This is a genomic window from Burkholderia sp. LMG 13014, from assembly GCF_905232215.1.
Classification (GTDB): domain Bacteria; phylum Pseudomonadota; class Gammaproteobacteria; order Burkholderiales; family Burkholderiaceae; genus Burkholderia.
On record NZ_CAJNKE010000265.1, the window covers coordinates 1 to 7,932 of the forward strand.

Consider the following 7,932-nt stretch of genomic DNA (forward strand, 5'->3'; position numbering starts at 1 on the left):
ATCATCCCAAGGTGAGTCTCTGTAGCCCATGGGACTGGCCCGGATTCGAACTGGTCGACAACAGTTCGGTCACACCTTCCGAGATGTTCAAACGATGTTTGTTCGTGTCGGGCCTGGCAATCGGCGCGGATCAGGAACTATTCAAGACGAGCGCCGATACGTTGGCTAACAGCGAACTGATCCGAAAGCTGGAGACGGCTATCGACGCTGATCACGACGGTATGGTGACGGCGTCGGAACTCGCAAATGCACAGAATGTTCCATGGTCGGCCGAAGCGATCTCGCATCTGGTCGTGAAGAGTGAGAGTGAATGGGGTGGCAACATGGCGCCGTGGGCTGCGCTCACCCCCTTTATGAAGGCCATGGCCTGGAAGTGGCAAAACGAAATGGAGCGTATCAAGAAGCTTCAGTGGTGGGAGGACATCCAGTGCAGCAACGTGAATATCCTCCCTAAAGAGCCGAGACCGTGGCATTTTCATCCGATCGGGTTGATCGGAAACTTCATGGCTGGCTGCAGTGATAAATGTAAAACTGACGTTCTAGAGTTTCCCACTACAGAGGGTTCATATTACGCATCCGTGGCAGGCTTCCACCTCATACTCGACATCGAGGGATATCGCTCAACTCCTTATGTGCCGGGAGGAAACCAAGATCAATCCAGCGGCGTAACCATCGGCTATGGCTATGATCTAGGGCAACAACCGGAGGCGACAGCCCGCAACGATTTGACAGGTTTCTTTACGGAGGCAGAGATTTCCAGGCTACTAACCGCCATCGGAAAGCACGGGGATGCTGCGCGTGCCTTCATTCCATCATTTGGCGATATAAAAATTTCAGAGCCAAAGGCGCTTGAGATGGCCAAAAATGTTAAGCGCCGGTACGCTCAATTTACTGTTGACGCATTTCCTGGAATCACAAAATTACACCCACACTGTCAGGGTGCGCTACTCAGCTTGGTTTACAATCGAGGCTCCAGCCTTGAAGACAAACCTGGACAAAGATCACGAGTCCACATGAGAAACATTAGAGCAGCGATCCAGAACAACAATTTACCCGAAGTTGCTGCGCAACTCCGAGCAATGAAGGCATTATGGGTAGGGACTGGCGCTGACGGCCTACTCACGCGACGCGAAAAAGAGGCGGTCTTGTTCGAAAAAGGCATGATTTGCGATTGCTGGAGATAAATAAAAAAATGAAACAAATTACCATCATTTTAATGGCGCTCATCTCTGGGTCGGCATTTTCCAAAACCGCTTGCAACGGCCAGACTAACGTCGAGCTAACCGCCTGCGCGCAAGCAAATTACAAATCCGCAGATGCCATTTTAAACAAAACCTACAGCGATACCCTTGGCAAAATCAATTCCACAGACAAGCAAAATCTTATTTCAGCACAAAGGGCATGGGTTGCATACAAGGACAAATATTGCAATTCTGCATTTGATGCCACCTCGCCTGGCGCAGAGGCATCCATCGATAAATGGTCTTGTCTGACATCGGTGACGGAATCTAGAACAAGCGAGATTCGATACATTAGCTCCTCGATCGGAATGGACGAATTCAGGCGCTCACTTGGTGTTATGGCAAATTTATATGAAGGCGGAGATACAGCTAAAGTGATTATGAAATTGGAAAGAAATACTTCGGATGGAAGTAACCCGGATTGGCTAAAATATGTTTCTTTAAATTGTAAAATAACGGCAGTGAAGCTTCAGGAGGATCGCGAGACATGCGCCGCTAGACTTAATTTTTATAAAAATTGGTAAGTGCAGGTCACTCAATAAATGATGGACCTGATTCGCGTCGGCGACAGCACCGACCACGACGGCAAAGTTGAAACCGGCTCCACGACTATGCGGTTCGATGGCCCCTATGTCGCCCGTAAAGGAGACCATGTGTCGTGCCCACAGCACCCCAGTGTATCGCCCAACGGTTATTGAGGAAGGCGACCCCTCGATGACTGACAATGGCGTTCCGATCGCACGACATGGCCATCGCGCCACGTGTGGCTGCCACCTGATTTCAAGCCTCATCTGATTGGTTACAGTCGCTGGTAATGTAGTGGCCGGGTGGAGTCTGAATTATTGGCGCACGGCGACTTTGCAGCCCAATCAAGCTGGGCGGTCAAGCAACAAAATAACAATTATGCCAATTCGATCAAAACATTTCAGGCCATTGGCGCCAACGAAAAATTTCAGCAAGTTCAAATCCAAGCGGCCGCAAAATATCACAATGATATTCTTCGATGCCTAAAATTTCTCCGCGGACTTCGCTCCGATTTGATGGGGACGGTACAGCTAGTAACCTACTGCGCCTTGTATGATTTGTGTGTCCAGCAAGGCGACTTAAGCAAGGCATCACACGAAATACAAGCGCGCGTAGCCACAGACAAGCCATCCACCCAAATTGACCTTCTAAAAATTGCCGTTCAAGAAAGAGCAAAAAAAGCGACCCCAAAATGGGTGTTTGACTCGACCAGCCGACGCATGGGAATAATTCAACAAAAAGTTTACCCGCACCCTCCCATAAAGGGTGAAAAAGATAATCCACGAGAAAATTCAAACTTCAAACTTCTTGACGGGAAGGCAGAAAAAAATGTTTGCGGATTGTAAAATTTACTTAATCAAATTGCTGATTGCCTGCTTCGCCATCTCGATCGCAACGAGTGCGATTGCCGATGAAAAATCACGCGCTATTGAGTGTGGTAGCGGGGATGAGTGCACAACAATCGTGCCAAACAGCATATCGGAAGCAAAAATCCTTTGTCCAAACTCGCCCGTTCAAATATCGTGGAGCAAAAAAAGTAACTGGGCATTGATCTCATGCTCTTGCAATTGCACCGAGCAAAATAACAAAAACTGGTTTGTCAACAAAAACGGAACCGTAATTGGGTTGGAGGCGGGCCGCTACTTTTCTCGCTCACTATTCTCATCAAATCTTAGCCCAACAATACCCGATATTATGGCGCCTCATCCGATGTGCAAACCAGCAGATCGTAAAATGGTTGACAGAAGCTCATTTTTATTGCTGGACAAAACTCCGTCCCAAAACAGCGATCCATATTGCTACGATACCATTTATGCGATTGATGAAAATGGAATCATTGTACTCACAGAGAATGGCGTCCCCCTCAAAAAATACAACCCTGATTACTTTTACAACGTCAGCACCACCGAGAAGATCAAATTGATGTCAATTTCAAACAAAATATTCGCTACATGGAGCTCGCCTACCGACATAATCGAATTTAAGAATCTTGATGTCGTCGTTGATCGCGCGTACTTGTACGATCAGCCATCTTCTCAAGGGGTGAGAAGGGCGTATTTGATAAAAGGTGATGAGATATCTACCAATGGGTACGTTAAAAATGGATATATTAAAATCAAATACACGCCAAAAAATGGCGCGACCATTGAGAAGTGGATAAAATGCGAAGATATAAATTATTGCGGGAAGGATCATTGATTTTCTAAACCGTCGTCTACGGAGTAAATCATGATGAACCTGATCCGCGTCGGCGACGATACCGACCACGGCGGCAAAGTTGAAACCGGCTCCACGACCATGCGTTTTGATGGCCGCTACGTCGCCCGCAAAGGAGACTATGTGTCGTGCCCGCAGCACCCCAATGTATCACCCAACGTTATCGAGGAAGGCGATTCGTCGATGACTGATAACGGCGTTCCGATCGCACGGCACGGCCATCGCGCCACGTGTGGCTGCCACCTGATTTCAAGCCTCATCTGAGCGGTGATCGGTGAATTGCTGAAGGCGGCGGATGGGGTGCGTCAACGTGAATTTGCCGCAGACGACTTTTCTGACCAATCTTCGGCTATAGGACAGCTTATCTGCGACGAGTCTTCTTAACTTGTCTCAGAAGAAATGTCCAAGTCTCTGATTTTTCTAGACGGCCAACGACACCTTTTCTGCGAGCCCACATTTTTGTCGTCTCTGGGCCGCCGTCTCGCCGCCGTCGGCGCCAGCGATTTCACGCACGTCGATTTCGAGATCGCACGGCGCCTTCGAGCAGCACAGCAGCGCGAGGCCTTGAATGTCACGGTGTTTTTGACGGCGCTGTGCGGACACGGGTACCGCTCGATCAAACCGCACTTCCGCCCGTCACATGGAGGAATCAGGCGGTGCGTATGACCGCTTGTGCGCGTATCCGCCAGCCGAGCGCTGCCGCAATCGCGGCAAACCCCACCAACGCCCACATCGGCAATGACAGCCCGAGAATCGGGGGATACGGTGTTTCGCACAACCCGCTCACCTTGAAAACCAGCGGCAGCCAGTGCGCTGGCGGCAGACTGTCGACCACCGGCTGCAACGCATCGAAGCCGCAACTGAATCCCGGGTGAGCCTGTACATAGATATGCCGCACGGCGACCGCCGCGCCTGCCAGCGCCGTGGCCAGCGAGAGTGCACGTAGCCCCGCAACGCCGCGTCCGCCCGCTGCCGCCACGAAGGCGAATAGTGCGATGAGCAGGAACAGATAGCGCTGGATGATGCACAGCGGGCACGGATCCTCCTGCCACGCCAGCTGGATCCACAGCGCGCCGGCGACGAGCGCGATGCTGGCCGTGCCGATCGCCAGCAGCGTCCACCGTTCCGCGCGCGTGGCGAGGATCGGCGGGCTCATCGCTGTGCTCCGGGTGCGCTGACCGGCGACTCGAGCATGCGTTCGACATCGCGCTCGCGCTCTAGATCGGGTGCGGCGCTGTCGATGCCAACCGTCGGGCGCGGGTCATGTTCGCTCGTCAGCCGGTTGCCGGCGAGCGCGGCTGTGTGTTCGTCGATGCGGTTCAGCACGTCGAGTGCGTGATCGCGGGGCCGTCGCAGAACCACTTCAATGCCGACGGAGTCGTCTGAGCGTTTGGCATCCATATCGTCAGTGGAGGTTGGGTGGAGGAACGAAACGGGCATCACGCGCGCGGGCGCAGCGTCCCATACCAGAACAACAGCGCGGTTGCGCTGAACGCGGCGCCGAGCGTACAGACGCCGGCCCAGCCGAAGCGCGCATACACGCAGGTCGACGCGATCGATCCAGACGCGCAGCCCGCGGCATAGAACAGCATGTAGCCGGCCGTCAGGCGGCTGCGTGCATCGGGACGCACGCCGTAGATCAGGCTCTGGTTGGTCACGTGCACGGCTTGCAGCCCGAGGTCGAACGCGATGACGCCCACGACGAGTGCCGCGAGCGAATGCATCACGAGCGCCGTGGGCACCCATGACACGAGCATCAGCGCGAGCCCGACGCCGGAGGTCCATTGCGCAAAGCCGCGATCGGCGAGACGGCCGGCGCGTGCGGCGCCTAGCGCGCCTGCCGCGCCCGCGAGCCCGAACAGCCCGATCTCCGTATGCGACAGCGACAGCGGCGGCGCACTGAGCGGCAGCACCATCGGCGTCCAGAGCGTCATCGCGGCCGCGAAATGAAGGAAGGCGATGAATGCGCGCACACGCAGCACGCGCTCTTGCGCGAAGAGTGCAAATACCGACGCGATCAGGCGCGGATACGGCTCGGCAACACCCGGAAGACGATGAAGCGGGAGGACGCGCGACAGGACGACGGCAAGCAGCAGCATGACGCCGGCCGACGTGAAATACACCGCGCGCCATCCCGCGAAGTCGGCGATCGCGCCCGAGAACGTGCGCGCGAGCAGAATGCCGAGCACGATGCCGCTCGTCACCGTGCCGACGACCTGCCCGCGTTCCGCCGGCTCGGCGAGCCCTGCCGCGAACGACACGAGCACCTGCGTGACGACGCTCAGAAAGCCGATCAGCGCCATGCCGGCGAACAGCACGGACGTGCGCGTGGCGGTGGCGATGGCCAGCAGCGCGAGCGCGCAGACGACCGTCTGGATCAGGATCATCCGGCGCCGATCCCACAGATCGCCGAGCGGCACGAGAAGCAGGAGGCCGAGCCCGTAGCAGACGCTCGTGATCGTCATGATGCCGCCGATGGCGGCGCGCGAGATGTCGAACTGGCGCGCGAGCGTGTCGAGCAGCGGCTGCGCATAGTAGACGTTGGCGACGGCGAATCCCGCCGTCGTCGCGAACAGCAGCGTGACAGGACGCGTCAGCGTGGCATGGGCTACCGCGAGGGGCTGCGGGGCGCGCTGTAGCGGGGACAGTTGTTCGAGACTCATGAGGGTGACTGCTAGCGAACCGGCATGAAGAAAGCAGGCGGGGTGGTGCACGCGGGTCGTGCTGACCGCTCCCGGGACACTTCAACGCGCGTGAGGCGGCCCGCGCTGCGAAGTCAACGACGGAGGGAAATGTACCGAATGCGATGCGCAACGGTTAGCCGGCGCGTCTCAATGGATGGACGGTGCGTCCCACCCACACGGCGCGCGGTGCGGACGAGTGCACGGAAACGGATCGTCGATGCGTTGGGACAAAAACGCTAACGGTTGCGGCCGCCCCTTTCATACCATCACACGCAGCCCACTCCCGCCTGTCGACGCGGCCGGCAGGGCGCATGTCGGCGGCACGCTCGCGCGGTTCGAATCCTGGCCGTCGGCATGGCGACATACCGGCGTCGCGGCGGGGGCCGGTCTCGACAATCCCGCTTTGCCATTCACCGATCATGGAGGTTCGTATGGCACTCAATCCGCTGCAACAGTTCTTCTCGAAGGTCGGCGCCCGTGACGTACCGGGCGCGCTCGCGGTCATCGACGACGCAACCGTGTTCGAGCCGCAGGGCCCCGAGAGCCTGCCGATCTACGGGCGCTTCGTCGGCAAGGTCGGTGTCGAACGCCTGCTCGGCACGCTGGCCGAGCAGTTCGAGACGGAGCAGTTCGAGATCCGCCAATGGGCCGAAGCCGACGACTACGTGTTCGCGTACGGCTACATGCAGCATCGCGTGCGCAAGACCGGTCGGGCCTTCAAGAGCGACTTCACCGTCGTTGCGCAAATCGAGGGCAACGTGATCCGCCACTATCGGATCTTCGAGGACACGGCTGCCGCCGTGGCAGCGTTCGCCTGACCGCCCGGCAGGATGCCTGTACGGCCCGGTGCACCGCACGCCGGGCCGTCGCGCGCGGTGTTCGCCACGTCGTTCAGCGAATCTGCGCGAGCCAGCCGTTGTAGTCGGTATCCGTGTGTCGTTGCAAGCGATGCTGCGCGTTCTCCGCGACGATGCGCGTGTCGCTCGGTGCGTGACCGAACTCCAGCCTGAACGCGCGGCTGAGTTGCGTGTTGCTGTTGAAGCCGTACCGGTAGGCCAGATCGCCGATCCGGTGCCGGGAGCGCTCGGGCGACATCAGCACGCGGTGAATCGCAAGCAGGCGGCGTTTGCGGATGTAATTCGCGACACCGCCGTCCTGCTCGAATAACCGGTACAGATTCGAGCGCGAGATGCCGATTGCCTTGCAGATTCGATCCGGCGACAGGTCCGGCGATTCGAGGTTCTGACGGATGTATTCCTTGATCTTCACGTACAGGGTCGACAGCAACGCATTGTGCGCATTCGACATCTGTTGGGCGGTCGGGCTGAGCATCGCCTTCACCAGGCTCAGCGTCGCCTGCTCGGCATGCAGCGTTTCCGCTTGCGACAGCGTGCCGATCTGGTCGAGCAGGCTCCTCAGATAGCTGTCGAGGAGCTGGCTGATGCCGCCACTGAAGAGGGTGCCGTGGACGCTCGACGGCAGGTTCGGCAGCATGTCGCGCGCGACCAGCAGCGTGACCGCGTCGCCGGCCTGGATTTCACGGTGATAAGGACGAGCCTGGTCGACGACGAGGATGTCCCCGGGCTGTACGAACACCGGCCTTCCATCGATTTCCCCGCGCACGATTCCCGCGTCCCGGAGGTTGAACGAATAGTTGTCCATCCCGTCTCGCCGAATGAACGCCGTCGAACGGTTCAGCGTGTACGAGAGTGGAACGGCCGCGCTCCCCGGATGACGGTAGGTCCATTTACCGACCGAGATGTTGC

Annotated in this window: 11 protein-coding genes and 1 pseudogene; 7 read left to right on the plus strand and 5 right to left on the minus strand. The window is 57.3% G+C overall.

Annotated features, from left to right (window positions below):
- The 6 genes and pseudogenes from JYJ84_RS22450 to JYJ84_RS22475 form a co-directional block, all read left to right on the plus strand.
- On the plus strand, window positions 1-1,184 hold a 1,184-nt coding region (locus JYJ84_RS22450; protein ID WP_240201888.1), incomplete at its 5' end, for a pesticin C-terminus-like muramidase.
- A gap of 8 nt (window positions 1,185-1,192) precedes the next feature.
- The gene (locus tag JYJ84_RS22455; RefSeq protein WP_175222105.1) at window positions 1,193-1,765 is read left to right on the plus strand and encodes a lysozyme inhibitor LprI family protein; all 573 of its coding nucleotides are present in this window, start codon (window positions 1,193-1,195) and stop codon (window positions 1,763-1,765) included.
- Between the two features lie 21 nt (window positions 1,766-1,786).
- Window positions 1,787-2,012: pseudogene (locus tag JYJ84_RS22460) on the plus strand (PAAR domain-containing protein); the annotation flags it as partial.
- Between the two features lie 71 nt (window positions 2,013-2,083).
- Window positions 2,084-2,611, plus strand: a complete 528-nt coding sequence (locus tag JYJ84_RS22465; protein ID WP_164462763.1) for a hypothetical protein — start codon at window positions 2,084-2,086, stop codon at window positions 2,609-2,611.
- On the plus strand, window positions 2,595-3,464 hold the full coding sequence (locus tag JYJ84_RS22470) for a hypothetical protein (protein ID WP_164462764.1): 870 nt from the start codon (window positions 2,595-2,597) through the stop codon (window positions 3,462-3,464). Before JYJ84_RS22465 ends, JYJ84_RS22470 begins: the two co-directional genes overlap by 17 nt.
- Before the next feature lie 30 nt (window positions 3,465-3,494).
- The gene (locus JYJ84_RS22475) at window positions 3,495-3,746 is read left to right on the plus strand and encodes a PAAR domain-containing protein (protein ID WP_122948420.1); all 252 of its coding nucleotides are present in this window, start codon (window positions 3,495-3,497) and stop codon (window positions 3,744-3,746) included.
- Window positions 3,747-3,902: 156 nt separating this feature from the next.
- Here the strand turns inward: JYJ84_RS22475 and JYJ84_RS22480 are convergent, their stop codons facing one another.
- The 4 genes from JYJ84_RS22480 to JYJ84_RS22495 are packed head-to-tail and all read right to left on the minus strand — an operon-like array spanning window position 3,903 to window position 6,145.
- Window positions 3,903-4,085, minus strand: a complete 183-nt coding sequence (locus tag JYJ84_RS22480; RefSeq protein ID WP_122948421.1) for a hypothetical protein — start codon at window positions 4,083-4,085, stop codon at window positions 3,903-3,905.
- 46 nt (window positions 4,086-4,131) lie between these two features.
- On the minus strand, window positions 4,132-4,638 hold the full coding sequence (locus JYJ84_RS22485) for a disulfide bond formation protein B (protein WP_122948422.1): 507 nt from the start codon (window positions 4,636-4,638) through the stop codon (window positions 4,132-4,134).
- Complete coding sequence (locus JYJ84_RS22490) at window positions 4,635-4,883, minus strand: hypothetical protein (protein WP_122948423.1); 249 nt, start codon at window positions 4,881-4,883, stop codon at window positions 4,635-4,637. The genes JYJ84_RS22485 and JYJ84_RS22490 overlap by 4 nt, the downstream gene beginning before the upstream one ends.
- Before the next feature lie 38 nt (window positions 4,884-4,921).
- Window positions 4,922-6,145: an MFS transporter gene (locus tag JYJ84_RS22495; protein ID WP_122948424.1), complete on the minus strand. Its 1,224-nt coding sequence runs from the start codon at window positions 6,143-6,145 to the stop codon at window positions 4,922-4,924.
- Window positions 6,146-6,597: 452 nt separating this feature from the next.
- Between JYJ84_RS22495 and JYJ84_RS22500 the strand changes: the two genes are divergently transcribed.
- The gene (locus JYJ84_RS22500) at window positions 6,598-6,984 is read left to right on the plus strand and encodes a nuclear transport factor 2 family protein (protein ID WP_164462765.1); all 387 of its coding nucleotides are present in this window, start codon (window positions 6,598-6,600) and stop codon (window positions 6,982-6,984) included.
- Window positions 6,985-7,057: 73 nt separating this feature from the next.
- On the opposite strand, the gene JYJ84_RS22505 is transcribed toward JYJ84_RS22500, so the two are convergent.
- The coding region (locus tag JYJ84_RS22505; RefSeq protein WP_205189488.1) for a helix-turn-helix domain-containing protein at window positions 7,058-7,932 on the minus strand (875 nt) is incomplete at its 5' end.